The sequence below is a fragment of the Micromonospora lutea genome (assembly GCF_016863535.1).
Taxonomy (GTDB): domain Bacteria; phylum Actinomycetota; class Actinomycetes; order Mycobacteriales; family Micromonosporaceae; genus Micromonospora; species Micromonospora lutea.
In genome coordinates, this window is the sequence record NZ_BOPB01000027.1 from 1 (window position 1) to 25,379 (window position 25,379).

Genomic DNA, 25,379 nt, shown 5'->3' on the forward strand with positions numbered 1-25,379 from the left:
CCCAGCCGCCCCATTCCGCCGTCACGGCCTGTCCGTCTCCTGCGCCACGTCGGGTCGTGTCTGCTCGGCCGGCGCCTCGTGCGGCACCACGCTCGCCTGCCGGGCCGCCTCCGCCTCGCGCAGCGCCTGGCGTCGTTGCGCGTACGCCTCGCTGCCCTTGCTGGGCTTGCGACGCCGTGGCGGGGCGGTGACTCCGGGGGCGAGCTTACGCGCGGAGACGAGAAACGCGGTGTGGGCGATCATCCGGTGGTCGGGGCGGACCGCAAGCCCTTCGGCGTGCCAGTCCCGGACCAGCGATTCCCAGGCTCGGGGCTCGGTCCAGCCGCCGCGCTCGCGCAGCGCCTCCACCAGCTCGGACAGCTGGGGGGTGGTGGCCACATAGCCGATGAACACGCCGCCGGGCAGCAGCGCGCGTTCGACCATGTCGAGGTTTTCCCAGGGGGTCAGCATGTCCAGGATGATCCGGTCGAAGCCGGTCTCACGGCATTCGGCGACGTCACCGACGTGCAGGTGCCATGCGGGGTGCGGGCCGTGGAAGAACGACTCGACGTTGCGGCGGGCGATCTGGGCGAAGTCGTCGCGCAGTTCGTAGGAGTGCAGCTCCCCGGCGGTGCCCACGGCGCGCAGCAGCGAGCAGCTCAGCGCTCCGGAGCCGGCGCCGGCCTCGAGAACCTTGGCGCCGGGGAAGATGTCACCCATGGCGACGATCTGCGCGGCGTCCTTGGGGTAGATCACCTGTGCGCCGCGGGGCATGGAGAGCACGTAGTCCGACAACAGCGGGCGCAGCGCCAGGAATGCGGTGCCGCCACCGGAGGTGGTCACGACGCTACCGTCGGGCAGGCCGATCAGCGTGTCGTGCGCCAGGATGCCGCGGTGGGTGTGGAACTCCTTACCCGGTTCCAGGGTCACCGTGTGCATCCGCCCCTTGGGGTCGGTCAGCTGCACCCGTTCACCGGGCTGGAACGGCCCACGCCGCACAGCGGGCGGCTCCACCTTCTCCTCGGGTTCGTCGCTGGCCGGCTGGGCGGAGTGGGTGACGGTCACGTGTTCATCTTCCGGTGAGGTTCGAGCAGTTGAGCCAGATCCGCGATGTGCAGAACGCCGACGACATCTTCGCCTGCGGTCACGACGTACTGTGCGCCCGGGTGTGCCTGTACGGTCTCCAGCACCCGTTCGCCGTCGGTGGCCACCGGGATGGCCGGCAGGTCGGCGAGGATCCGGGCGACGGCGTCCACGGCCAGCCAGGGCCGGCGGGCCGGTGGCACCGCCGCGGCGGCGGCCGGGTCGACCAGGGCCACCGGCCGTCCGGCGGAGTCGGTCACCAACAGCGCGGCCGTCTGCTGTTGCTCGGTGGCCGGGTGCGCCTGCTCGGCGCGGCGCTGCGCCTCGGCCAGCGGGGTGCCGGTGGGCACGGTGTGCACCGGCCGGGCCAGGCTGGCCAGGTCGACCAGCGGAAGCCGCCGGCTGATGCGGGACATCCGGATCGACTGCCCGGCGCCGTGCCAGAGGGTGAGGGCGACCAGCGCCGTGAGCGGCAATGCCAGCAGGCTCAGCACGTCGGTCGCGTAGAGCGCCGCCACCAGCAGCGCGGTGCCGACGGCCAGGGCCCGTCCAGCCCATCCGGCCACCTCGGTGGCTCGGTGCCGGTCCCGGGTCACCGACCAGATCACGGCGCGTAACGCGCGTCCCCCGTCCAGCGGCAACCCGGGCAGGATGTTGAACACTGCGACGATCACGTTGCTCGCCGCGAGTTGGAAGGCGAGTTGGTCGGCCACGGTGCGGTCCGGCAGGGCCAACGTCGCGGCGACGGCGGCCGCGCCGAGCACCGCGGAGACGGCCGGTCCGGCCAGTGACACCAGCAGGTCCACCCGTGGGGAGGGGGCGTCACGGTCCATCTCGGTGTATCCGCCGAGCAGTTCCAGGGTGATGCCGCGTACCCCGATGCCGAAGCGGCGAGCGGTGAGGGCGTGGCCGAGTTCGTGGGCGAGCACCGAGCCGAGCAACGCGAGGACGAACCCGGCGCCGACGAGGTAGCCGCCGAGCGGGGACAGCTGCAGCCGCTGGCCGGCGAGTTCGCCGTAGAGGACCGTGATCAGCAGGGCGAGCAGCAGAATCGAGGCGTTCACGTACAGCGGCACCCCGAGGATCCGGCCCACCCGCATGCCGGGGCGCTGGCTGGCTCGTGGTCGCCTGCGCTGTTCCATCGGGCTGATGCTACGCGGCGGGAGATCACGTACCGGAACGGCGGCGGTGGGCCTGTCATACCAGTGGCCTAACCTTCCGGGGCATGACGGCGGATCCGGTGATCACTCAGCAGGCCCCGACCTCGACAGAGTTGCCGGCGACGGTGCGAGCCTCGCTGTCACCGTCGCGGGCGGCGGATTTCAAGACCTGCCCGCTGCTCTACCGGTTCCGCAGCATCGACCGGCTGCCCGAACGGCCCACCGTGGAGCAGGCTCGGGGCACGCTGGTGCACGCGGTGCTGGAGCGGTTGTTCGACCTGCCGTCGACCGCCCGTACCCCGGAGGCCGCTGGTGATCTTGTGGCTGGCCAGTGGGACCGTCTGGTCGCCGAGCAGCCAGAGTTGGCCGGGCTGTTCGCCGACGACGATCCGTCCGCCGTGGCGGAGTTCCTCCGTTCGGCGTCGGCTCTGTTGGTCGGCTACTTCGCGGTGGAGGATCCGCGCCGGTTGGAGCCGGCCGAGCGGGAGAGTCTGATCTCCGCTGTGGTCGACGACGAGTTGCTGATCCGTGGCTATCTCGACCGGCTCGACGTCGCTCCCGACGGCGCGCTGCGGGTGGTGGACTACAAGACCGGTGGTGCTCCGCGGGAGGCGTTCGAGGCGCGGGCCCTGTTTCAGCTGAAGTTCTACGCGCTGGTGCTGTGGCGTACCCGCGGCGTGGTGCCCCGGGTGCTGCGCCTGCTCTACCTCAAGGACGCCGAGGTGTGTGACTACTCCCCGGACGCGGAGGAGTTGGTGCGCTTCGAGCGGACGGTGGTGGCGTTGTGGCGGGCGATCGAGCAGGCCACCGCCGCTCGGGATTTCCGGCCCCGACCGAGCCGGCTCTGCGACTGGTGCAGTCATCAGGCGCTCTGCCCCAGTTACGGCGGGACGCCACCGCCCTTTCCGGAGTCGGCGGCGACGCCTGCTCCGCTGCATGACGCCCGGTCCGTTCCGGTGCAGCCCGGAGCCGACGAGTAGTCGCTCTCCTTCCCGGGGATGAGGGCGGAGTCACCATCTCAGACGATCTTTCGGCGGTGCCGGCGGCTAGCGTCGGGGCGTGGGTAACGGGCTGAGGCAGTGGCTGCGTCGCAATCCGCTGGTCGGTGACGCGCTGCTGGCCGTCGGCCTGGTCCTGGGGGAGGTCGTGTTCACCCTGCTCACTCCCCGGGAGTTCTGGCCTCGGCCGCTGCCGACGGCGCTGGGGTGGAGTGTGTTGTGCGCGGTGCCGGTCGTGTTGCGCCGGGTGACGCCGTGGTCGGCGCTGCTGGCCGTGTTGGCGACGTTGTCGCTGCCCTTCCTCGTCGGGGCGGCGCCGGCCACGCAGAGCTTCGCCCTGGTGGTGCTCACCTACACGATGGCCGCCTATCGTCCGATACGTCCGGCGCTGCTGGCGGCGGTGGGGTTGTGGCTTCCGGTGGCCGTCGTGAACGCGCTGCTGCCACCGGAGGGCATTCCCCAGGTCGGTTCGGCGTTCCTGATCGCGAACAACATCCTGGTGGGGATCGTGTCGTTCTCGGTGGGTCGGACGGTGCACGCGCGGCGCTCCTCCACCGAGGCGCTGCGGGAGCGGGCCCGGGTTGCCGAGGCGAACCAGCGGGCACTGGCCGAGCAGGCGGTCGCGGACGAGCGGCGACGGATCGCCCGGGAGTTGCACGACGTGGTGGCCCACCACGTCAGCGTGATGGGGGTGTTGGCGACCGGGGTGCGGCGGGTGCTGCGCCGCGACCCGGACGGTGCCGACGAGGCGATGGCCACGATCGAGGAGACCAGCCGGGCGACCCTGCGGGAGCTGCGTCGGCTGCTCGACGTGCTGCGTACCGAGGCCGAGCCGGCGGCGGAGTTGGCACCGCAGCCGGGCATCGCCGGTATCGAGGCGCTCACCGATCAGGTCCGTGAGGCCGGACTGCCAGTGACGTTGACCGTGACGGGTGTGCCCGGGCAGCTTGAGGAGGGGGTGGCGTTGACCGTGTACCGGATCGTCCAGGAAGCGCTGACGAACGCTCTCAAGCACGCCGGTACGGCCACCGCGCAGGTACGGGTCGGTTTTGGTGACGACGCGGTGGAGGTCGAGATCACCGACACCGGTCGCGGGCCGTCGCCGCGCACCGATCAGACCGGACACGGCCTGGTCGGAATGCGGGAACGGGTCGCCCTCTACGGTGGGATCCTGCACATCGGCGCACGGAGCGGCGGCGGTTACCGGGTGTACGCCCGGATTCCCGTCGAGCCCCTACCCGACGCGAGCCGGCGATGAGGTGGGTCCGGTGAGCGATGCAGCCGACAGGGAGGACCAAGATGGTCGATTCGACGGGCCGCGCCCGGCCGGTGCGGATTCTGCTCGCCGACGACCAGCCGTTGCTGCGTACGGGTTTCCGGATGGTCCTCGGTGCGGAGACCGACCTGGACATCGTCGCGGAGGCGGGCGACGGCGTGGAGGCGGTGGAACTGTCCCGTCGCCTGCTGCCGGACGTGGTGCTGATGGACATTCGGATGCCCCGGATGGACGGGGTGAGCGCCACCCGGGCGATCGTGGACGCCCGGTTGCCGGTGCGGGTGCTCATCCTGACCACCTTTGATCTGGACGAGTACGTGGTGGGTGCGCTGCGGGCCGGGGCGAGCGGTTTTCTGGCCAAGGACGTGCCGGCGGAGGATCTGGTCACCGCGATCCACACGGTGGCCGCCGGAGACGCGGTGGTGGCGCCACGGATCCTGCGTCGGCTGCTGGACCGTTTCGCCGACGTGCTGCCGGACCCGGCCGCGACGCCGGCGAAGGCGCTGGGCGCGCTGACCGAACGGGAGCGGGAGGTGCTCGTGCACGTCGCCCGCGGGTTGTCGAACGCCGAGATCGCCCGGGCGCTCTCGGTGAGCGAGACCACCATCAAGACGCATGTGGGACATGTGTTGACCAAGCTCGGGCTGCGTGACCGGGTGCAGGCGGTGGTGTTGGCGTACGAATCGGGTCTGGTTCGGCCTGGGGCGTAACGCGGCCATTGCATCCGTCACCTACCGTGACGGCCTGCGGGGGAAATCGGTTGACCCTCACGCGGCGGCAACGTCCAGGATGACCGTGACCACCGGCTGCCGAACGACCGCCGGTTGCCGGGGTCGGGGACAACCCTGACATCGGTTGGGGGGTACCCGCAGCCAGAAATCCGCTCCGGCTCCGCCCGGAGTCGGACGGATCGGCGGTGGGCGGCACAGATGATGGACTCGCACCGGACCAGCGGGGGCGGTGCGAGCAGACTCGACGGAGAGGTACGTGACGTGACCGCTACGACAGGCTATTCGGCATCGGCCGCAGCCCGGGCGAGCGATGTGTGGAAGGTGTACGGCAGCGGCGAGGCCCAGGTCATCGCGCTGCGGGGGGTCAGCGCGGAGTTCGAGCGCGGACGGTTCACGGCGATCATGGGCCCGTCGGGTTCCGGCAAGTCGACGTTGATGCACTGCCTGGCCGGGTTGGACTCGGTGACCCGGGGCACCGTGGCGATCGGTGAGACCACGGTCACCGGGCTCGGTGACGCGGGTCTGACGAAGCTGCGCCGCGACAAGGTCGGCTTCATCTTCCAGCAGTTCAACCTGCTGCCGACGTTGACCGCCAAGGAGAACATCCTGCTCCCGTTGTCGATCGCCGGGCGCAAGCCGGATCCGGCCTGGTACGACGTGGTGATCGACACGGTGGGTCTGCGGGACCGGCTGGGCCATCGGCCGGCGCAGTTGTCCGGCGGTCAGCAGCAGCGGGTGGCGTGTGCCCGAGCCCTGGTCGCCCGCCCCGAGGTGATCTTCGCGGATGAGCCGACCGGCAACCTCGACTCGCGCTCCGGCGCGGAGGTGTTGAACTTCCTGCGCAGCTCGGTCCGCCAGCACGGGCAGACCATCGTCATGGTCACCCATGACCCGACGGCCGCCGCGTACGCCGACCGGGTGGTCTTCCTCGCCGACGGTGAGATCGTTTCGGAGCTGATCGAGCCCACCGCCGACACGGTGCTGGACACGATGAAGAAGCTCGACACGCCGGCCGAGGTGACCGGCTGATGTTCCGGGCGACACTGAAGAGTCTGCTGGCTCGCAAGATCCGGCTGATCCTGTCCGGTCTGGCCGTGGTGCTCGGCGTCATGTTCGTCTCCGGTGCCTTCGTCCTCACCGACACCCTGGGCCGCTCCTTCGATTCGCTCTTCGCCGACGCGTACGCCGAGGTCGACGTCAACGTCGCGGCCAAGCCGAAGCTGGAACTCGGTGAGATGGAGGGCGAGCAGCTGGCCACTCCGTTCCCGGCCGCGATGGTGGAGCGGGTGCGCGCGGTGGACGGGGTGGCCGAGGCCACCGGTGTGGTCACCGCCGACGGAGCCCGGTTGATCGGCAGCAACGGCAAGGCCGTCACTTCGTTCGGGCCGCCGCAGTTGGGTGGGAACTGGACCGGCGAGAGCGACCTGGTGCGGCTGCGGGAGGGTCGGGAGCCGCAGGCCGACGACGAGATTGTGATCAACAAGGGGTTGGCGACCGCCGGCCGGGTGGCGCTCGGCGACCGGGTGGGCGTGCTCACCCTGGAGCCGCGCAAGGATTTCACCATCGTCGGCATCTTCGGCTACAGCGGTGACCGGGACTCCCTCGGTGGCGCCAACGAGGTCATGTTCACCACGCCCGTGGCGCAGCAGCTCATGCTCGGTGCGCCGAACTCGTTCAGCAACATCGTGGTCACCGCCGCCGCCGGGGTATCCGCCGACCAACTGCGCGACGACGTGGCCGCGGCGGTCGGCGACGGTTACGTGGTCAAGACCGGCGAGCAACTCTCCGCCGACGCCGCGGCCGGCCTGAAGGAGGGGCTGTCCTTCTTCAACCGGATTCTGCTCGGCTTCGCTGCGGTGGCCCTGCTGGTCGGCACGTTCCTGATCCTCAACACGTTCTCGATCATCGTGGCGCAGCGCACCCGGGAGCTGGCGTTGCTGCGGGCGGTCGGGGCCAGCGGCAAGCAGATCATCGGCTCGGTAGTGCTGGAGGCGGTGGCCGTCGGCTTGATCGCCTCGGTGTTCGGCCTGGCTGCCGGCATCGGCATCGGCGCGCTGCTGGCGTACCTGTTCGGCAACCTCGCCGGTGGGCTGGCCCTGGCCGGGGTGGCGGTGCCCGCGTCGGCGGTGATCGGCGCGTTCGGTGTCGGTCTGGTGATCACGGTGCTGGCGGCGCTGCTGCCGGCGCTGCGGGCCGCGCGGATCCCACCGATCGCGGCGATGCAGGACGTGGCGACGCCGGATCGGCCGCTGACCAAGGTGACAGTCGGCGGTGCGCTGGTCACCGCGATCGGTGCCACCCTGCTCTTCCTGGGCCTGGGCGGGCATGCGGGTGACAGCACGCTGGCCACCATTCTCGGTGGCGTGCTGTTCTCGTTCATCGGGGTCGCGCTGTTGACGCCGCTGATCAGTCGTCCGGTGGTGGCGGCGCTGGGTGCGGTCTTCTCCGGCTGGGTGCCGGGCAAGCTGGGCCGGCTCAACTCCGGTCGCAACCCGCGCCGTACCGCGATCACCGCCGCCGCGCTGATGGTGGGCATCGCCCTGGTCACCGGCATCACGGTGATCCTGGATTCGGCCAAGAGCAGCATCAGCGGACTGGCGCAGGACAGCATCAGCGCCGAGCTGGTGATCGCCGGGGCGCAGTCCGGTCCACGCCCGCCGACGTTTGACGCGGCGGTGCTGGACGAGGTGAAGGCCATTCCGGGCGTCCGCCTCGTCGACGGCGAGTACGGCGACATGGCGATGGTCGGCGGCCGGACCACCTGGGTCGGTGCCAGCAGTGAGCCGAGCGCGCTCACGCAGATGTTCGGTCTCACCGCCACGGCCGGCGACATCGACCGGCTGGGGCCGGGCCAGATGCTTGTCAGTTCCGACGCGGCGGAGTCGCGTGGCCTGTCAGTCGGCTCGACGGTGCCGGTGCAGCTGGCTCGCGGCGAGGAACGCACCTACACGGTCACCGGCATCTACGAGAGCACCCCGCTGTTCGGCGGCGTGACACTGCCGGTCGACGCGGTGCGTGACTTCTCCATCCCGCAGCCCATTCAGGGCTACATCCAGTTGGATGCCGGAGTGCGGGCGGCCGACGTGCTGCCCCGCGTGGAGACGCTCCTGGCGGACAGCCCGGAGGTGTCGGTGGCCGATCGGGACGCGTTCATCGAGGAGCAGGCAGGTCAACTCGACGGGCTGCTCCAGATGATCCAGATCCTGCTGGCGCTGGCCATCGTGATCGCGGTGCTCGGCATCGTCAACACCCTCGCCCTGTCGGTGTTGGAGCGGACCCGGGAGCTGGGTCTGCTGCGCGCCATCGGCCTGCGCCGGTCGCAGACCATGGGGATGATCACCGTCGAGGCGGTGGTGATCTCGGTGTTCGGCGCGCTGCTCGGCGTCGTGGTCGGCGCTGGTCTGGGTGCCGCGGTGGTGGAGGCCCTGCGCGACGAGGGCATCACCCGGCTGGTCCTGCCGTGGGGTCAGATGGGTGTCTTCCTCGGCCTGGCCGCGATCGTCGGGGTGGTGGCGGCGGTGCTTCCGGCGATCCGGGCCGCCCGGATCAACGTGCTGGGCGCCATCGCCCACGACTGAGGCGACCGCACAAGCGGCCCCTGTCACCGATTGGTGGCAGGGGCCGCTCGCGGCGCGTCCGGTGGTCGGTCGGACCGGACCGGCCGGTGGGACGGGAGCAGTGTCAGACGGTCCTGCGTCCCAGCAGCCCGCTCAACAGCTCCAGGTCCGCCGAGAGCAGGCTTTCCAACTGGTGTACGCCGTCGGTCGGCGGCAGTGGCACCTCGGCGGGTACGGCCAGCACCGCGGCCCCGGCGGCGACCGCACTGGCCACCCCGGTCGCCGAGTCCTCGATCGCCACGCACCTGTCGATCGGCACCCCGAGCAGCCGGGCGGCCGTCAGGTACGGCTCCGGGTGCGGCTTGGCCGAGTCGACCTCGTCACCGCAGACCACCACGTCGAAGCTGTCGCGGCCGAGGGTGTCCAGGGCGATCTCGACCAGCGCCCGGCCGCTGGAGGTGACCAGGGCGGTCGGGATCCGCGCCTGCCGCACCGCGCCGAGCAGCGCCAGCGCCCCCGGCCGCCACTGCAGCCCGGTGCGGAACAGCTCCAGGATCCGCCCGTTGATCCACTCCGCGCTGGCCTGCGGGTCCCGGTGCGGCTGTCCCAGGTCGTCGTGCAGGATGCGCATCGAGTCGGCCATGCCCGTGCCGACGATCGCCCGCCGGGCGGTGGTCGACAGGCTGCCGCCGTAGCGTTGCGCGAGTTCGACAAGGGCGACGTCCCAGAGTCGTTCGCTGTCAACCAGGGTGCCGTCCATGTCGAAGAGCACGGCGGCGGGATACGTGCTGCTCACCGGATCCTCCTCAGGCTCGGTCAACCGGTGAATCCTGCCAGCCGGCGTGACCCGACGCCCGGCGCAGTGACCAATCTCAACCGAGACCGCAGGCGGACAGGGACCGTTCGTAGCCGCGGAAGAACGCCTCGACCCGCTGCTCGGGGGTGCCGTGCGAGCCCTCGGCGAACCACGGTTGACCGGAATCGTCGCCGACGGCCAGCAGCCCCTCGTTGAACTCGTCGAGATCACCCTCCTCGAGGGTGAGCCGGCCGGCCCGCACCGAGTCACCGAGGAAAGCCCCGGCCATGCAGTCGGCCTGCAACTCCTGTTGGATGGTGAAGGTGTAGCGGATGCCCAGCCGGGTCTGGATGCCGTGCGCGTACTCGTGACCGAGCAGGTAGAACACGAATGCGTCACCGATCTGGCGGAAGGCTCCGAAGGACCAGTTGATGTCGTACGCGATGAAGTCGCTGACGGTGCAGTAGACGGCGTTGTTGCGGGGCACCTCCTGGCCACCGCAGGAGACCTCACCGTCGCGCTGGTACGGGATGACCTGCCGGATCGGCCGAAAGGACCGACCCGACGCCTGGAACTGGTCGGCCCAGTACAGCTCGGCGAGCCGCTGCGCGTCGGCCATGTCCTGCCGGAACTCCTCCACCGTGTCGGTGCCGTCGGCGCGGGTCACCTCGCCCGTCGGTGTGGCCGGCTCCCGTTGACCGGTCGGGTCGGCCGGGCCACCCACCGGTTCCAGCATGCAGGCGGCCCCTGCCACCAACGCCACCGCCAGGCCGGCGAGCCTGCCCCGACGTCGTCCACGCCCACCTGCCGCCACCTGTTCCTCCTGCCTCGACATCGCCGTTGAAGTACCCCGACGGTACGACTGTCACGCCCGTTGCCGTCAGGTACGCCTTCCCGCCCCGTCCGGTTCAGTTGCCGGGCGCCACGAACGGGTTTCCCGAAGAGCGTGCCGCAGCCCCGCCAGCCCTATCGCCGGTCGCTCTATGCTCGGCAGCGGTGCGGTGGCCCGTGTCCGGAACAGACGTCCGGCTCCGACGTCCCTGGTGAACCGGCACCGGGATGGTGGCGGACGTGAGAGGGAGACACCCGTGAAATACATGATCATGTTGTACGGCTCGCAGCGGGACTACGACGCGATGGCCGGGCACAGCTCCGACCGGCCAGCCATGACGGCCGAGCAGGTCGCCGCGATGCACGCGCACATGGGCAAGGTGCACCAGGACCTCGCCGACGCCGGTGAGCTGGTGGACGCCCAGGGCCTCACCGCGCCGGTGCACGCCCGCCGGGTCCAACTGCGCGACGGCACGCCCATGATCACCGATGGGCCGTACCCGGAGACGCAGGAGGTCCTCGCCGGGTACACGGTGGTCGAGTGCGCCAGCTTCGATCGGGCTGTCGAGATCGCCGCCACCCTGGTCAACCCCGACAACCCCGGTGAGTACGTCGATGTCCGCCCGGTCGCCGAGGGTGTCGACGACCTCGCCTGATGGATGAACCGACCGTCGAGGACCTGCTGCGCCGGCTGACGCCGCAGGTCCTCGGCGCGCTCGTACGCCGCTACGGCCATTTCGACACCGCCGAGGACGCCACCCAGGAGGCGTTGATCGCCGCGGCCACCGGCTGGCCTCGGGACGGGGTGCCGGCAAAGCCGCGCGCCTGGCTGATCACGGTGGCGTCCCGGCGGCTGACCGACCTGCTCCGTGCCGAGCAGGCGCGACGGCACCGGGAGGACGTCGTCGGCCGGCGGGTGTTGGCCGAGTGGCGGCTGCCACCGTCCGGTGAACGCGCGGCGGACTCCGACGACACGCTGATCCTGTTGTTCCTGTGCTGCCATCCGTCGCTGCCTGCGGCCACGCAGATCGCGTTGACCCTGCGGGCGGTGGGTGGGTTGAGCACGGCCGAAGTGGCCCGGGCGTTCCTGGTGCCGGAGCAGACCATGACCCGGCGGATCACCCGGGGCAAGCAACGGATCCGCGACAGCGGCCTGCCCTTCGCGATGCCCGCGCCGGTCGACGTCCCGGCGCGTCTCACGGTCGTGCTCCGGGTGCTCTACCTGATCTTCAACGAGGGGTACGCGAGCACCTTCGGGCCGGGGCTGCTCCGCGCCGATCTGTGCGCCGAGGCGATCCGCCTGACCCGACTGCTGCATCGGGTGCTGCCCGACGCCGCGGAGGTCACCGGCCTGCTCGCGTTGCTGCTGCTCACCGACGCCCGTGCGCCGGCACGCGTCGGGCCGCACGGCGAACTGGTGCCGATGGGCGAACAGGACCGTTCGCGCTGGCGCGCCGATCAGATAACCGAGGGCTCGGCGCTGCTGGTCGAGGCGCTGCGCCGGGGGCCGCCCGGGCCGTACCAGGTGCAGGCCGCCGTCGCCGCGCTGCACGACGAGGCACCCGGCCCGGACGAGACCGACTGGTCGCAGATCGCGGCGTTGTACGAGGTGTTGACCGCGATGGACGCCAATCCCCTGGTCACGCTGAACCGTGCGGTCGCGGTGGCCATGACGGATGGTCCCGACGCGGGACTGGCGCTGGTCGACACGGTGGCCACCGACGGGCGGCTGGCACGGGATCCGAGGTTGTCTGCGGTACGCGCGCATCTGCTGGAGCGGCGCGGCGACCCGGCAGCGGCCCAGGCCGCGTATCGGACCGCCGCCGCCCAGGCCGTCAACCTGGCGCAGCAGCGCTACCTCAACGCCCGCGCCGATCGCCTCACCGGTGGCTGACGCGGCAGGAAGGCGACCAGTGCGGCAGCCGAGCGGGATCCGCCCGGCCGGGTGGGCAAGGTCGGATCACGGTCGCGGACCTGCCACAGCGCGAGGTGACCGGTCAGGCGTGCGGAGGGCCGGGTGGCTCGACGGGCACCGCCACGGTGATCCGGATCTCGGTGGTCAGACGGAGCCCGCCGCCAGGAACGCGGGCGGCTTCCAGCGCTGCGGCGGCGTCGGCCGTCGCGGCGGGCAGCCGGTCCGTCGGTAGGTGTCGCAGCAGGGCCCGTGCGCCGTGTGACCACATCCATCGCATCCAGTGGTCCGCGTCGTCGAACCGGCTCTCGACCCGATGCTCGACGATCGAGGTGACGGCCAGACCCGCGCCGGTCATGGTGGCGGTGATCGCCTGCTCGTCGGCGAACGGACCCGCCGGGCGGGTGGGTCGTGGCTCCTCGGTCGGCAGATGCGCGGCCAGGGCATCCGTGGCGGCGACGAAGGCCGGGTCCTGAACGCCGAAGGTGCTGATCACCACGCGACCGGACGGCCGGACCAGCCGGGCGTAGGCCCGCAGTGCCTGCTGGGGCTCGGGCAGCAGGAAGACGACCAGCCCGGCCAGGACGGCGTCGAAGCTGCGGGGTGGGAAGTCGGGCTGCTGGGCGTCGTCGACCCGGACGTCGACGTGGTCCAGACCGGCGCGTGCGACGTCTTCGGCGGTGAGCGCGATCATCGCGGGAGCGAGGTCGATGCCGGTGACGTGCCCGGTCGGGCCGACGGCGTGCGCGGCCGGGAAGAGGACCGCGCCGCGGCCGCACCCGACGTCGAGCACGCGCTCACCCGGCCGGAGGTCGGCCTGCCGGACGAGTTCGGCGCCGAACGGACCGAAGAAGGAGACGCCGGTGCGGTCATAGCTCGGCGCGGCCTCCTCGAACACCTCGGCGGCCCCGCTGGGCTGAGAACTGCTGGTCATCGACGTTTTCCTTCCTCGTCAAGTCGACGATGAGAATCGTAACCGGCCGCAGTTGCCCGGCCTCGGTCAGTGAGGGGCCGCTCAGGCGAAGAGCGTGTGGTAGGCGTTCAGGGCGGGTTGGCCACCCAGATGGGCGTAGAGGACGGTGGCGTCGGCGGGGATGTCACGGGTACGGACGAGGTCGATCAGTCCTGCCATCGACTTGCCCTCGTACACCGGGTCGATGATCATGCCTTCCAGCTCGCCGGTGAGCCGGATCGCATCCAGGGTGGACTGCACCGGGATGCCGTACCGGTCCCCCGCCCAGCCCGGCAGGACGGTGATCTCGTCGTCGCGCAGGTCCCGCGGCAGACCGATGAGTTCGGCGGTGTTGCGGGCGATCTTCTCCACCTGGGCCCGGGTCTCGTCGAGCTTCGCCGAGGCATCGATGCCGAGCACCCGCCGGGGGCGGTCCTGGCCGGCGAAGCCGGCGATCATCCCGGCGTGGGTGCTGCCGGTGACGCTGCACACCACGATGGTGTCGAAGAAGATTCCCAGCTCCCGTTCCTGCTGCTGGACCTCGTAGGCCCAGTTGGCGAAGCCGAGTCCGCCCAGCGGATGGTCGGACGCCCCGGCGGGGATCGCGTACGGTACGCCACCACCGGCCCGGACCTCCTCCACCGCCCGTTGCCAGCTCTCCTTGATGCCGATGCCGAACCCCTCCCGTCCGAGGCGCACCTCGGCACCCATCACCCGCGACAGCAGGATGTTGCCGACCTTGTCGTTGACCGGATCGGGCCAGTCCACCCAGCTCTCCTGCACCAGGACGGCCTTCAGGCCGGCCCGGGCCGCGACGGCGGCCACCTGCCGGGTGTGATTGGACTGCACGCCGCCGATGCTGACCAGGGTGTCCGCGCCGCGAGCGAGGGCGTCGGGCAGCAGGTACTCCAGCTTGCGGGTCTTGTTTCCGCCAAAGGCCAGGCCACTGTTGCAGTCCTCCCGTTTGGCCCAGATGCGGGCACCGCCCAGGTGACGGCTGAGCCGATCCAACGGGTGGATCGGGCTGGGGCCGAAGAGCAACGGATAACGGTCGAACTCGTCGAGTGACATGCAATATATTGCACGTTGCATGCTGGCGAGTGTCAAGACCTCGTCGCGTACCAACGGACGCCGACGCCGAACGATTCGCCCCGCACGAGCACAGCAACGGGGGCGTGACGTCGTCGACGTCACGCCCCCCGGGCACCCGGTGCCGCAGAATCAGCAGGTGTTGAGCATGGTGGTCAGGGCCGACTTCTCCGCGCTGTTGACGGTGAGGCCGTAGTACCACTTCACCTGGATCCAGGCCCGGGCATAGGTGCAGTGGAACGCCGCGCGCGGCGGCTTCCAGGCGGCCGGGTCCTTGTCACCCTTGGACGAGTTGACGCTGCCGGTCACCGCCCACAGTTCCGGGCCGCCCAGGTCGTTGGCGTAGGTCCGACGTTGCGCGGTGGTCCAGGACCACGCTCCGGACCGCCATGCCTCGGCGAGCGGCACCACGTGGTCGATGGAGATCTCCGACGGGTTTGTCCGGGTCACCCCGTCGTACGGGCTGTACCAGGACCCGGACGTCGGATAACAGTTGGAGTCGACGACGACGTTGCTGCCGTCGCGCTTGAGCACCTGCTCCCGCGTGTTGCAGGTGCCGGTGACCGTGATCCAGTGCGGGAACAGGTCGCGGCTGTAGCTGGACTGGTGGGACTCGGCCGCGACGGTGAGCGAGTTCAACCGGCTCACCGCCGTGCTGTACGAGGGGATGTTGGGCGGGGTGGCGTGGGCCGCCGACGGAACGAACACGACGGACAGGACGACGGCGATCACCGAGACGACGGCGACCTTGCGTAGGTGAGCCACGGGGGCGACTCCTGACTGTCTCCTGCAACGGCGGGTGGGGGAACCCGGCTTGGGGGCGTGGCAGGGGACATGAAGCATTCTTGCAAACATCTCGATCAACAGATGTCATCGCGTCGGAAACCCGGTGAACACCACGTGACGACCGTCCGGTGGTGTCACGATCGGCGGCCGGGCGGGGTCGAAGAGCTGAACCCATCCGAACGGAGAAGCCATGAACGACGCGGCGACGAACGCCCCTGTCCTGGTCACCGGCGGCACCGGCACCCTCGGCGGTCATGTCCTGCCTCGCCTACGCGCGGCCGGACGGCGCCTCAGAGTGCTCAGCCGCACGAGCCACCGGAGCGGTGACGGTGTCGAGTACGTGACCGGTGACCTGCTCGCCGACGAGGGCATCGCGTCCGCCGTGGACGGTGTCCACACGGTGCTGCACCTGGCAGGCGGCCCGAAGGGCGACGACCGGGCCACCGCGAATCTGGTGCGGGCCGCCACCCGAGCCGGAGTGCGGCACCTCGTCTACATCTCGGTCATCGGCGCCGGTCGAGTCCCGATCGGCTACTTCAAGGCCAAACACGACGCCGAACGGGCGGTCAGCGAATCCGGCGTACCGTGGACGACGCTGCGGGCCGCGCAGTTCCACGACCTGGTTTTCACCGTCGTGCAGAAGATGGGTGCCATGCCGATCGTGCCCAACCCGAAGGTGGTCCGGTTCCAGCCGGTCGACTCCCGGGACGTCGCCGACCGGCTGGTCGACCTGGTCCAGGGCACCCCGTCCGGCCTCGTGCCGGAGCTGGCGGGTCCACGGGTCTACCCGATGGCCGACCTGGTCCGCAGTTACCTCGCGGCCCGCGGGCGGCGCCGGCCCTTCCTACCGGTGCCGGTGCCCGGCGCGGTCGGCCGGGCATACCGCAACGGAGACAACCTCACCGTCGACGGCGTAACTGTCGGCAGCCGTAGCTGGGAGGCGTTTCTCGCCGAGAAGCTGGGCTGATCGGGACACCGGCTCCGGCAGGACCATCGGACGTGCCCTGAGTGGCATCAGTGGCCTGCGGTGAGGGTGCCGGCGAGGCTGCCGTGGATGGCCGCGCTCGGCTTGTTCAACTCGCCGCACCTCGACGACCGGCACGAACCTACCCTCCGGAGAGGGTAGGTTCCAGCCGGCGGTGCTGATCATCACCCTGGGCCACCCGACCCGGTGTACGTTTCTGGCTACGCTCAAGCACCCACGTAGTCGGCGAGATGCTCGCCGGTGAGGGTCGACCGGGCGGCGACGAGGTCGGCGGGAGTGCCCTCGAAGACGATCCGGCCGCCATCGTGGCCGGCGCCCGGCCCCAGGTCGATGATCCAGTCGGCGTGCGCCATGACCGCCTGATGGTGCTCGATCACGATGACCGACTTGCCGGAATCGACCAGCCGGTCGAGCAGGCCGAGCAGGTGCTCGACGTCGGCGAGGTGCAATCCGGTGGTCGGCTCGTCGAGCACGTAGACCCCGCTCTGCTCGGACATGTGGGTGGCCAACTTGAGCCGCTGCCGCTCGCCGCCGGAGAGCGTGGTGAGCGGTTGGCCGAGGCTGAGGTAGCCGAGCCCGACCTCGGAGAGCCGGTGGAGGATACGGTGCGCGGCGGGCGTACGCGCCTCGCCGGACCCGAAGAACGCCTCGGCCTCGCTGACCGGCATCGCGAGCACCTCGGCGATGTCCCGGCCGCCGAAGTGGTACTCCAACACGGATGCCTGGAACCGTTTGCCCTCGCACTCCTCGCACATCGTCGCGACGCCGGCCATCATCGCCAGGTCCGTGTAGATGACGCCGGCACCGTTGCAGTTGGGGCACGCGCCTTCGGAGTTGGCGCTGAACAGCGCCGGCTTCACGCCGTTGGCCTTCGCGAACGCCTTACGGATCGGGTCGAGCAGTCCGGTGTACGTCGCCGGGTTGCTCCGCCGTGAGCCGCGAATCGCGCCCTGGTCGATCGACACCACCCCGGCGTCCACCGGAATCGACCCGTGCACGAGGGAACTCTTGCCCGAGCCGGCGACGCCGGTGACCACGACCAGCACCCCGAGCGGGATGTCGACGTCGACGTCGCGCAGATTGTGCGTCGAGGCCTTACGGATCGGCAGCTTTCCGGTGGGCGTACGCACCGACTTCTTGAGGGTGGCCCGGTCGTCGAGATGCCGGCCGGTGAGCGTACCGCTGGACCGCAGTCCCTCGACGGTGCCCTCGAAACAGACGGTGCCCCCCGCCGTGCCGGCCCCGGGGCCGAGGTCGACGACGTGATCGGCGATGGCGATCATCTCCGGCTTGTGCTCCACGACGAGCACGGTGTTGCCCTTGTCCCGCAGCCGCAGCAGCAGGCGGTTCATCTGCTGGATGTCGTGCGGGTGCAGCCCGATGGTGGGCTCGTCGAAGACGTAGGTGACGTCGGTCAGCGACGAGCCGAGGTGGCGGATCATCTTGGTGCGCTGCGCCTCGCCGCCGGACAACGTCCCGGACGGCCGGTCCAGGCTGAGGTAGCCGAGCCCGATCTCGACGAAGGAGTCGAGGGTGTGCTGCAACGACGCCAGCAGCGGCGCCACGGAGGGCTCACGCAGGCCGCGTACCCACTCGGCGAGATCGCTGATCTGCATCGCGCAGGCGTCGGCGATGCTGACCCCCTTGATCTTGGATGACCGGGCCGCCTCACTCAGCCGGGTGCCGCCACAGTCGGGGCAGACGGTGAACGTGACCGCCCGCTCCACGAAGGCGCGGATGTGCGGCTGCATCGCCTCGACGTCCTTGGACAGGAACGACTTCTGGATCTGTGGGATCAGCCCCGAGTAGGTCAGGTTGATCCCGTCGACCTTGATCTTGGTTGGTTCTTTGTGGAGCAGGTCGTGCAGCTCCTTCTTGGTGTACTTGCGGATTGGTTTGTCCGGGTCGAAGAAGCCGCAGCCGCGGTAGATCCGGCCGTACCACCCGTCCATGCTGTAACCGGGCACCGTGAGTGCGCCATCGTTGAGCGACTTGCTGTCGTCGTACAACGCGGTCAGGTCGATGTCCGTCACCCGCCCGGTGCCCTCGCAGCGCGGGCACATGCCACCGGTGATGCTGAAGCTCCGCCGTTCCTTCGTCGTGGTGCCACCCCGTTCGATGGTCACCGCGCCAGCGCCGCTGATCGAGGCGACGTTGAAGGAGAACGCCTGGGGAGAACCGATGTGCGGCTGGCCGAGCCGGCTGAACAGGATCCGCAGCATGGCGTTGGCGTCGGTGGCGGTGCCGACGGTGGACCGCGGGTTCGCGGCCATCCGCTCCTGGTCGACGATGATCGCGGTGGTCAGCCCGTCGAGGACGTCGACCTCCGGCCGGCCCAGCGTCGGCATGAAGCCCTGGATGAACGCGCTGTACGTCTCGTTGATCAGCCGCTGCGACTCGGCCGCGATCGTGCTGAACACCAGCGAACTCTTGCCCGAACCCGAGACGCCGGTGAAGACCGTCAGCCGGCGCTTCGGCAGCTCGACGGTGACGTCCTTGAGGTTGTTCTCGCGGGCGCCCTGCACCCGGATCAGATCATGGCTGTCGGCGGCGTGCGGTGCCGTCGCCCGGTTGTCTGAGCTCATCGCACTTCCTGAATTCGAATCATGTTGCCGGCCGCGTCCCGGACGGCGCAGTCACGGACTCCGTACGGCTGGTCGATCGGCTCCTGCACGATCTCGGTGTCACCGGCCTGCAACCGCTCGAAGACGCCGTCGACGTCGGGCGTGGCCAGCACGATCGCGGCGTAGGTGCCCTTGGCCATCATCTCGGTGATGGTCCGGCGTTCCTCGTCGGTCACGCCGGGGTCGGCGGCCGGTGGATGCAGCACGATGGAGGTGTCGGGTTGACCGGGCGGACCGACGGTGATCCAGCGCATTCCCTGGAAATCGACGTCGTTGCGGACCTCGAACCCGAGGAGATCCCGGTAGAAGGCCAGCGCGGCGTCCGGGTCGGTGTGCGGGAGGAAGGTGGCGTGAATGGCGATGTTCATGACGGCCACGCTAACGATGGCGCGCGGGCGCTGCTTCTCGATTCCTGACCGGTCTGGTCACCTGTTTCACCACGCAGGAGGGGATTCCCTTCGTCGCGCGGGCCGCGTCGCGGCGGTAGCCGCTGGGCGAGACGCCGACCAGCTCGGTGAAACGGGTGCTGAAGGTGCCCAGTGACGAGCAACCGACCTCAAAACAGACGTCGGTGACACTGAGGTCGCCCCGGCGCAGCAGCGCCATGGCGCGCTCGATGCGTCGGGTCATGAGGTAGGCGTACGGAGACTCGCCGTAGGCCAGCCGGAACTGGCGGCTGAGGTGCCCGGCCGACATGTTGACTCCACGGGCGAGCGCCTCGACATCCAGCGGCTGCGTGTACTCCCGGTCGATGCGGTCTCGCACCCGGCGTAGCCGGGCGAGATCGTCAAGTCGCTGCTCTGGGGTGGATCTGCTGGTCACCCACACGATCCTGCCACGCCGGTCCGACACGCCACGTGCCCGTCGCCGCCCGGCGCGCCGCCGATCGCTCAGGGCAGCAGGATGACGTGCAGGGTGCGGGGGCCGTGTACGCCCTCGACCCGGGTGAGTTCGATGTCGCTGGTGGCGGACGGTCCGCTGATCCAGGTCAGCGGTCGGCGCGGGGTGAGTCGGGCGAGCGCCGCCGGCACCGTGGCCACGACCTGGGCGGTGTGGACCACGCAGATGTGCAGGTCCGGCAGGAGGCTGAGCACCCGGCGTCCCTGATCGGATGAGCCGTCGAGCACGACGGTGCCGGTGTCCGCGATGGCGACGGCGGCGGCGGTGACGACAGCGTCGGCGGCGGCGATCCGGGCATTGTCCAGGTCGTCGTCGGGTAGGACCGTCACGGTCGGGGGCAGCCAGGCCGGCGGTAGTCCCGGTGGCACGACGATGCTCGCGGCGGCCGGCACGATGCCGGCGATGGTGTCGGCGACCTCCGCCTCGGCGACCTGGTGCACGTGGGCGCGGTAGTCGGTGAGCCGGTCGACCAGCCGATCGAGGTCGGCCGGGCCGTCACGCCGGTAGTCGCGCGGTACCTCGACCGGGAGCGGTGCGGCGGTGTCGAGGGCGGCGCGTAGCCGGGCGAGGATCACCTCCCGGGCGGTCACCGGCTCGCCCACCACTGCCGGAAGGTCTGCGTGGGCGGGTCGGGCAGGTCGCGGCCGGCGGTCCAGCCGGACAGCGGCGGCGGCAGAGCCTGGCCGCGCCGACCAGTCAGCCGGCGGAGTCGCGTCGCGCGCTGCGCCGCCGCGAACAGTGCCGGGTGGTCCATGGCGTACGCGGCGGCGGCCATCACGGCCGACTCACCGGGTGGATGCGGCGCCTGGTCACGCAGGTGCACCAGCAGCTCCGGAATGTTGATCTTCACCGGGCAGGCGTCGTAGCAGGCCCCGCAGAGCGATGACGCGTACGGCAGCGAAGCGTTGTCGGCCACCCCGGTCAACTGCGGAGACAGCACCGCGCCGATCGGCCCCGGGTAGACCGACCCGTACGCGTGCCCGCCGGTGCGCTCGTAGACCGGGCAGACGTTCAGGCAGGCCGAGCAGCGGATGCAGTGCAGCGCCTGCCGACCCACCTCGTCGGCGAGCACCGCGCTGCGGCCGTTGTCCAGCAGCACCAGATGAAACTCCTGCGGCCCGTCGCCCGGGGTGACCCCGGTCCACATCGAGGTGTACGGATTCATCCGCTCCCCGGTCGAGGCTCGGGGCAGCAGTTGCAGGAACACGTCCAGGTCCCGCCAGGCCGGCACCACCTTCTCCACGCCCATCACGGTGATCAGCGTCTCCGGCAGGGTCAGACACATCCGACCGTTGCCCTCGGACTCCACCACGGCGAGGGTGCCCGTTTCCGCCACGGCGAAGTTCGCCCCGGACACCGCCACCGGCGTGGACAGGAACGCCTGCCGCAGAAAGCGACGCGCCGCGGCGGCCAGGACCGCTGGCTCGTCGGTCAAGGCCGGATCCACTCCCGGCATCGCCCGCAGGAAGATCTCCCGGATCTCGGCCCGGTTACGGTGAATGGCCGGCACCAGGATGTGACTCGGCCGATCGTCGCCGAGCTGCACGATGAGTTCAGCCAGATCGGTCTCCACCGGCACGATTCCCGCGGATTCGAAGGCCTCGTTGAGGCCGATCTCCTGCGTCGCCATCGACTTGACCTTGATCACCCGGTCGCTGCCGGTGGCACGGACCAGGTCGACGACGATCGCGTTCGCCTCGTTGGCGTCGGCGGCCCAGTGCACCACACCTCCGGCCGCGGTCACCTGCGCCTCCAACTGCTCCAGCAGCTCCGGCAGCCGGGCCAACACGTCGGCCTTGATCGCCGAACCGGCCGCCCGCAACTGCTCCCAGTCCGGCACCTCGCCGATCACCGCGCCCGACTTCGCCCGGATCGTCGCCGTGGCGTGCCCGAGGTTACGGCGCAACTGTGCGTCCGCCAGCGCCCGCCGGGCGGCAGCCGGGAAGGGCTCCGCGCCACGCAGCTGCCCGACGCCTTTCGGTGCGGTCGCCGGCATGCCGAGGAAGGTCCGCGTCACGACCGCACCACCAGCTCCGCCCGCTCGTGCACGGCGCGATCCCGCTCGGTCGACGCCAGGATCTGCGCCAGGTGCACCGTGCGCACTCCGCTTCTCAGCCGTGACAACCCGCCACCGATGTGCATCAGGCACGACGAGTCGCCCGCCGTGCAGACATCGGCGCCGGTGGACAGCACGTGGCGCATCTTGTCCGCCAACATCGCCGTCGACGTGTCGGCGTTCTTCACCGCGAAGGTCCCCCCGAACCCGCAGCACTGCTCCGCCGCCGGCAGCTCCACCAGATCCAGCCCACGCACCGCGCGCAGCAGCCGTACCGGCCGGTCCCCCACCCGCAGCATCCGCAGGGCATGACACGTCGGGTGATAGGTCACCCGATGCGGGAAGTACGCACCCACGTCGGTCACCCCGAGCACGTCGACCAGCAGCTCGGACAACTCGTAGGTCCGTCCCGCCACCGACTCCGCCCGGGAGGCCAACCGGACGTCACCGGCCCGCCGTGCCACCATCGCGTGCTGGTGCCGTACCGACCCGACACACGATGCCGACGGTGCCACGATCACGTCGTAGGGATCGAATACCCGTGCATGCCGACGCACCAGCGGCACCGCCTGCGCCTGGTACCCGGTGTTGACATGCATCTGCCCACAACATGTCTGCCCCGGTGGGAACACCACCTCGTGACCCAACCGCTCCAGCAACCGCACCGTCGCCTTCGCCGCCTCGGGAAACAGGGTGTCCGCCAGGCACGTCACGAACAACGCGATCCGCACGTCACACCTCCGCCCGCCGACGCCGCCACGGACCCACCATCGGGCTCGTGACGCAGGATCCGCTGAGTCTGCCGTACCGCAAGCCACAGCACCACCGCGCGCACCCCGCCGCTCCGGTGGGCCGTCGAGGTCACCGACCGCGCGCCGTGACCAGGCCGGACTCGTAGGCGATGACCACGAGTTGCGCTCGGTCACGGACATGGAGTTTCGTCATCGCCCGGTTGATGTGGGTCTTCGCGGTCAGTGGGCTGATCACCATGCGTTCGGCGATCTGGTCGTTGGACAGACCCTGCGCGAGCAGGACGACCGTCTCCCGTTCGCGGTTGGTCAACTCCTTCAATCGCGCACCGGTCTGCACCCGCATTGGCTCGGTGACGTACCGATCGATCAGCTTGCGAGTGATTGACGGTGCGAGCAGGGCGTCGCCGCGAGCCGCCACCCGGACGCCGTGCACCAGATCCGCCGGCTCGATGTCCTTGACGAGGAAGCCGGCGGCACCGGCACGCAGCGCGTGGAACACGTGTTCGTCGAGACCGTAGTTGGTCAGGATGACCACGTGTACGCCGGCCAGAGTCGGATCCGCAGCGATGCGCCGGGTCGTCTCGATGCCGTCCATGACCGGCATCTGGATGTCGACGAGCGCGATGTCGGGCAGGTGTTCCCGGGCCAGGGTCAGCGCCTGCTGACCGTCGGCGGCCTCGGCCACCACCTCGATGTCGTCCTCGATGTCAAGCAACGCGCGGAATCCGCTGCGCAGCAGCGGTTGGTCGTCGACCAGCAGGACGCGGATCATGCCGTCACGCCCATCGGAAGTTCGGCGTGGACGGTGAACCCGCCCCCGTCACGCGCCTCCGCGCGCAGCAGGCCACCGAGAGCCGCGACGCGTTCCCGCATCCCGAGCAGTCCGACGCCCGCTGCCGTGGCTCCGCCCGGCGCCGCATCACCGTCACCGTCGTCGTCGACCCGGATCGCGAGGACACCCGGCCGGTAGTCGATCCGGACCGACGCCGTGGCGGCGGACGCGTGACGGGTGATGTTGGTGAGTGCTTCCTGCACGATTCGGTAGGCGGCGAGATCCACGGCGTCCGGCACGGCCGACCGTTGTCCGTCGATCGTCAACGTCGCGTCCACACCGGCCATCCGGGCGCGCCGCACCAGATCCGGGAGATGGTCGAGTCCGGGCAACGTGGTGGTGCCGTCGGCGCGCAACGTCTCCAGGGTCGCGCGCAACTCCCGGGTCGCCGCACGGCTGGCCTCTCGGATGGCCACCAGAGCCTCCGGTACCGGCTCACCCCGCCTGCTGGCCAGGTGCACGGCGACCTCGGCCTGCACCTTGATGATCGAAATCTGGTGGGTGAGGGAATCATGCAGTTCCCGCGCGATGTGCAGCCGCTCCTCGTCGGCACGGCGCAACGCCGTCTCCTCCCGGGTGCGCTCGGCCTCCTCCGCGCGCCGCTCGGCCTGCCGGAGCGCCTCACCCGCGGCACCGGCAGCAATCAGCCAGGCCACTTCGAGCGCGTCGCGAGCGCGCGCGAGCGCTTCGCCGACGGGCAGTGCCGGCGGCAGGACCAGGGCGGCAAGCGGAAGGGAGACCAGCACCACGGCCGCCGCCACGGCGGTGACCGCGCGATGTCCGGCACGTACGGCCGCGTACACCGCGAACAGGAACGCGACGGCGGGCACCTCGATGCCGGCTGCCTGATGGCCCACCGCACACCCGCCGGTGACCACCAGCACCGCGACCGGAGCCCGTCGGCGTGCCACCAACGCCAGGCCGCCGGTCACCAACCAGACGTACCCGATCAGGTCAGCTCCCGTGGTGACAGGCGCTGCGGACAGTCCGGCGATGAGCAGCACCACCGTCACGCCGACGGCAATAGCCCAGTCCCTGATCGCAGTGAGCCTGAGGATCCGCCCGCACCGCTCGCCCATGCGCGCACCCTAACCGGCCCAGCCGGCCCGGTGACTCCTGCTCGCGGACGACTGCCGCCTACCCCGTACGCGGTACTGGCGCGGCCCGCTACGGCGTACGCGGCAGCAGGTCATGCCGGCCGCGGCAGCGACAAGTGCCTGCGTCGGCCGGATGACCGCCGGCACGCCCGGCGACAGGATCGGAGTCACCCAGAGGCAACCACAGAGGAGAGAACATGACGATTGTCGACCTCGTGCCCGCCACCGCCGTGGCCGCACTGTCCGGAGCGGTCGGACTCGCCGTACCCGCCGCGTTCCACCCGGTCGCCGCCGAGGGTCTGACCATGAGCGCCGGTCGACTCGGATCGACCGTGGCCGCGCTGCTGGGACTCGCGGGTGTGCTCGTTGGCGGCCTGGCGCTCGCTCGTCCCCGCGCGGGTGAGACGCGTCGGGGCTCGCTCGCTCTGGCTGCGGGGGCTGTCGGCCTGGCCCTCGGCGGTCTGGTCGTGATCACCTCGGACAGCGGCATCGGCACCGGCAACGGACGAGGCGGCGGCTATGTGGCACTGGTGGTGGGGCTGGCGGCCGTGCTCATCGGTGGGGTCGTGCTGGCCCGCTCCCGGCGCGCCGGCTGAGACAGCGGCCGCCGCGAATCCATCCGCCCGGCTGTCAACAGCGGTGGGGTGCCGGCGAGTCGCCGACACCCCACCCTGGTTCACCCAGGTCAGCCAGTTGAGCAGGTGGCGGTGGGCGTGGTGTTGTTGCCGTTCTTCCAGAGCGTGATCCCGAAGTTGTTGCCGTTGCCGTTCGGGCGTGCGGTGATCGTGCCGCTGTTGCCGCTGATCGAGGCGTTCCAGCTGTTCTGCAGGCTCTGGCCGCCGTTGGTGCGGATGGTGACGACCCAGTTGTTGGAGCCGCTGACCGAGAAGGTCGTGTTGAACCGGTCGTTCCAGTCCTCGGCGCGGTTCACGCTGACCGAGCAGCCACCGTTACCGGGCGGCGGGGGGTTGGTGGTGGGCGGA

The 25,379-nt window shown here is 70.4% G+C and carries 24 protein-coding genes and 1 pseudogene; 9 read left to right on the plus strand and 16 right to left on the minus strand.

Features of this window, described 5'->3' with window-relative positions:
* Positions 1 to 21: 21 nt before the first annotated feature.
* Together Vlu01_RS21710 and Vlu01_RS21715 are read right to left on the minus strand one after the other, a co-directional pair.
* Positions 22 to 993: a tRNA (adenine-N1)-methyltransferase gene (locus tag Vlu01_RS21710; protein WP_239096045.1), complete on the minus strand. Its 972-nt coding sequence runs from the start codon at positions 991 to 993 to the stop codon at positions 22 to 24.
* 47 nt (positions 994 to 1,040) lie between these two features.
* The gene (locus tag Vlu01_RS21715) at positions 1,041 to 2,204 is read right to left on the minus strand and encodes a site-2 protease family protein (RefSeq protein WP_204002584.1); all 1,164 of its coding nucleotides are present in this window, start codon (positions 2,202 to 2,204) and stop codon (positions 1,041 to 1,043) included.
* Between the two features lie 83 nt (positions 2,205 to 2,287).
* Here Vlu01_RS21715 and Vlu01_RS21720 point away from each other — a divergent pair, with 83 nt between their 5' ends.
* The 5 genes from Vlu01_RS21720 (at position 2,288) to Vlu01_RS21740 (ending at position 8,805) form a co-directional block, all read left to right on the plus strand.
* Positions 2,288 to 3,202 (plus strand): RecB family exonuclease, encoded by a 915-nt coding sequence (locus tag Vlu01_RS21720; protein WP_204002586.1) that lies wholly within the window; start codon positions 2,288 to 2,290, stop codon positions 3,200 to 3,202.
* A 79-nt stretch (positions 3,203 to 3,281) separates the two neighbouring features.
* Complete coding sequence (locus Vlu01_RS21725; protein WP_204002589.1) at positions 3,282 to 4,478, plus strand: sensor histidine kinase; 1,197 nt, start codon at positions 3,282 to 3,284, stop codon at positions 4,476 to 4,478.
* A 41-nt stretch (positions 4,479 to 4,519) separates the two neighbouring features.
* The gene (locus Vlu01_RS21730) at positions 4,520 to 5,206 is read left to right on the plus strand and encodes a response regulator (protein WP_204002593.1); all 687 of its coding nucleotides are present in this window, start codon (positions 4,520 to 4,522) and stop codon (positions 5,204 to 5,206) included.
* A 282-nt stretch (positions 5,207 to 5,488) separates the two neighbouring features.
* On the plus strand, positions 5,489 to 6,256 hold the full coding sequence (locus tag Vlu01_RS21735; RefSeq protein ID WP_204002595.1) for an ABC transporter ATP-binding protein: 768 nt from the start codon (positions 5,489 to 5,491) through the stop codon (positions 6,254 to 6,256).
* Positions 6,256 to 8,805 (plus strand): ABC transporter permease, encoded by a 2,550-nt coding sequence (locus Vlu01_RS21740; RefSeq protein WP_204002596.1) that lies wholly within the window; start codon positions 6,256 to 6,258, stop codon positions 8,803 to 8,805. The genes Vlu01_RS21735 and Vlu01_RS21740 overlap by 1 nt, the downstream gene beginning before the upstream one ends.
* Positions 8,806 to 8,908: 103 nt before the next feature.
* On the opposite strand, the gene Vlu01_RS21745 is transcribed toward Vlu01_RS21740, so the two are convergent.
* Entirely contained in the window at positions 8,909 to 9,556 is a 648-nt protein-coding gene (locus Vlu01_RS21745) for an HAD family hydrolase (protein ID WP_204002630.1), read from the minus strand.
* A gap of 100 nt (positions 9,557 to 9,656) precedes the next feature.
* Positions 9,657 to 10,415: a neutral zinc metallopeptidase gene (locus Vlu01_RS21750; protein ID WP_204002597.1), complete on the minus strand. Its 759-nt coding sequence runs from the start codon at positions 10,413 to 10,415 to the stop codon at positions 9,657 to 9,659.
* A 262-nt stretch (positions 10,416 to 10,677) separates the two neighbouring features.
* On the opposite strand from Vlu01_RS21750, the gene Vlu01_RS21755 reads away from it, so the two are divergent.
* Together Vlu01_RS21755 and Vlu01_RS21760 are read left to right on the plus strand one after the other, a co-directional pair.
* The gene (locus tag Vlu01_RS21755) at positions 10,678 to 11,067 is read left to right on the plus strand and encodes a YciI family protein (protein ID WP_239096046.1); all 390 of its coding nucleotides are present in this window, start codon (positions 10,678 to 10,680) and stop codon (positions 11,065 to 11,067) included.
* The gene (locus Vlu01_RS21760; protein ID WP_204002599.1) at positions 11,067 to 12,305 is read left to right on the plus strand and encodes an RNA polymerase sigma factor; all 1,239 of its coding nucleotides are present in this window, start codon (positions 11,067 to 11,069) and stop codon (positions 12,303 to 12,305) included. The genes Vlu01_RS21755 and Vlu01_RS21760 overlap by 1 nt, the downstream gene beginning before the upstream one ends.
* Positions 12,306 to 12,408: 103 nt before the next feature.
* Here Vlu01_RS21760 and Vlu01_RS21765 read toward each other — a convergent pair whose 3' ends face one another.
* The 3 genes from Vlu01_RS21765 to Vlu01_RS21775 all read right to left on the minus strand — a co-directional run bounded on the left by Vlu01_RS21765 (position 12,409) and on the right by Vlu01_RS21775 (position 15,129).
* The gene (locus Vlu01_RS21765) at positions 12,409 to 13,257 is read right to left on the minus strand and encodes a class I SAM-dependent methyltransferase (protein WP_204002600.1); all 849 of its coding nucleotides are present in this window, start codon (positions 13,255 to 13,257) and stop codon (positions 12,409 to 12,411) included.
* An 81-nt stretch (positions 13,258 to 13,338) separates the two neighbouring features.
* Positions 13,339 to 14,346 (minus strand): 1-aminocyclopropane-1-carboxylate deaminase, encoded by a 1,008-nt coding sequence (locus Vlu01_RS21770; protein WP_204002601.1) that lies wholly within the window; start codon positions 14,344 to 14,346, stop codon positions 13,339 to 13,341.
* A gap of 150 nt (positions 14,347 to 14,496) precedes the next feature.
* Positions 14,497 to 15,129: an HNH endonuclease family protein gene (locus tag Vlu01_RS21775; protein WP_239096043.1), complete on the minus strand. Its 633-nt coding sequence runs from the start codon at positions 15,127 to 15,129 to the stop codon at positions 14,497 to 14,499.
* A 211-nt stretch (positions 15,130 to 15,340) separates the two neighbouring features.
* Here Vlu01_RS21775 and Vlu01_RS21780 point away from each other — a divergent pair, with 211 nt between their 5' ends.
* The gene (locus Vlu01_RS21780; RefSeq protein ID WP_204002605.1) at positions 15,341 to 16,117 is read left to right on the plus strand and encodes an SDR family oxidoreductase; all 777 of its coding nucleotides are present in this window, start codon (positions 15,341 to 15,343) and stop codon (positions 16,115 to 16,117) included.
* A gap of 224 nt (positions 16,118 to 16,341) precedes the next feature.
* Here the strand turns inward: Vlu01_RS21780 and Vlu01_RS21785 are convergent, their stop codons facing one another.
* From Vlu01_RS21785 to Vlu01_RS21820, 8 genes are all read right to left on the minus strand, one after another.
* Positions 16,342 to 18,720 (minus strand): ATP-binding cassette domain-containing protein, encoded by a 2,379-nt coding sequence (locus Vlu01_RS21785; protein ID WP_204002608.1) that lies wholly within the window; start codon positions 18,718 to 18,720, stop codon positions 16,342 to 16,344.
* The gene (locus Vlu01_RS21790) at positions 18,717 to 19,127 is read right to left on the minus strand and encodes a VOC family protein (RefSeq protein ID WP_204002612.1); all 411 of its coding nucleotides are present in this window, start codon (positions 19,125 to 19,127) and stop codon (positions 18,717 to 18,719) included. Before Vlu01_RS21790 ends, Vlu01_RS21785 begins: the two co-directional genes overlap by 4 nt.
* 10 nt (positions 19,128 to 19,137) lie before the next feature.
* Positions 19,138 to 19,581: a helix-turn-helix transcriptional regulator gene (locus Vlu01_RS21795; protein ID WP_204002615.1), complete on the minus strand. Its 444-nt coding sequence runs from the start codon at positions 19,579 to 19,581 to the stop codon at positions 19,138 to 19,140.
* Between the two features lie 68 nt (positions 19,582 to 19,649).
* The gene (locus tag Vlu01_RS21800; protein WP_239096044.1) at positions 19,650 to 20,249 is read right to left on the minus strand and encodes a LutC/YkgG family protein; all 600 of its coding nucleotides are present in this window, start codon (positions 20,247 to 20,249) and stop codon (positions 19,650 to 19,652) included.
* Positions 20,246 to 21,655, minus strand: coding sequence for a lactate utilization protein B (locus tag Vlu01_RS21805; protein WP_204002633.1), 1,410 nt, complete (start codon positions 21,653 to 21,655; stop codon positions 20,246 to 20,248). Before Vlu01_RS21805 ends, Vlu01_RS21800 begins: the two co-directional genes overlap by 4 nt.
* A gap of 17 nt (positions 21,656 to 21,672) precedes the next feature.
* Positions 21,673 to 22,446, minus strand: coding sequence for a (Fe-S)-binding protein (locus Vlu01_RS21810; protein ID WP_204002620.1), 774 nt, complete (start codon positions 22,444 to 22,446; stop codon positions 21,673 to 21,675).
* Positions 22,447 to 22,576: 130 nt separating this feature from the next.
* Complete coding sequence (locus Vlu01_RS21815) at positions 22,577 to 23,239, minus strand: response regulator (RefSeq protein WP_204002623.1); 663 nt, start codon at positions 23,237 to 23,239, stop codon at positions 22,577 to 22,579.
* Entirely contained in the window at positions 23,236 to 24,378 is a 1,143-nt protein-coding gene (locus tag Vlu01_RS21820; RefSeq protein ID WP_204002625.1) for a sensor histidine kinase, read from the minus strand. Before Vlu01_RS21820 ends, Vlu01_RS21815 begins: the two co-directional genes overlap by 4 nt.
* A gap of 215 nt (positions 24,379 to 24,593) precedes the next feature.
* Between Vlu01_RS21820 and Vlu01_RS21825 the strand changes: the two genes are divergently transcribed.
* Positions 24,594 to 24,992 carry a DUF6223 family protein gene (locus Vlu01_RS21825; RefSeq protein WP_204002627.1) on the plus strand — a complete coding sequence of 133 codons (399 nt, stop codon included), beginning with the start codon at positions 24,594 to 24,596 and terminating at the stop codon, positions 24,990 to 24,992.
* 89 nt (positions 24,993 to 25,081) lie between these two features.
* Here Vlu01_RS21825 and Vlu01_RS21830 read toward each other — a convergent pair.
* Positions 25,082 to 25,379: pseudogene (locus tag Vlu01_RS21830) on the minus strand (glycoside hydrolase family 11 protein); the annotation flags it as partial.